1 pseudogene is annotated in these 263 nt (G+C 28.9%); it reads left to right on the forward strand.

Going from position 1 to position 263, the window contains the following annotated elements:
- Positions 1–155 precede the first annotated feature (155 nt).
- Positions 156–263 (forward strand): annotated as a pseudogene (locus SB775_RS30605) (tRNA (adenosine(37)-N6)-threonylcarbamoyltransferase complex ATPase subunit type 1 TsaE); the annotation flags it as partial.

Below are 263 nucleotides of genomic sequence, written 5' to 3' on the forward strand. Positions count from 1 at the left end.
CGAAACAAGTTGTTTCGTATTTTTTTATTTGTTTTAACAAAAAACTAATAAAGACAGTCAAACTATCCTTAGGAAAACTCCTAAGGACTTTTTTATATATTTAAAACCTGTATAATAAAGAGCAGAGAACATTGTGAGTAAAGTAGGTGAAGTCTGTGAGTAAATATGAAATAACAACAAAATCTTCCGAAGAAACCCAGCGATTATCAGAAAAATTAGGGAGACTTGTAAAGGAAAAAGATGTAATTATTTTAGAAGGTGAT

The sequence above is a fragment of the Peribacillus sp. SIMBA_075 genome (assembly GCF_046534585.1).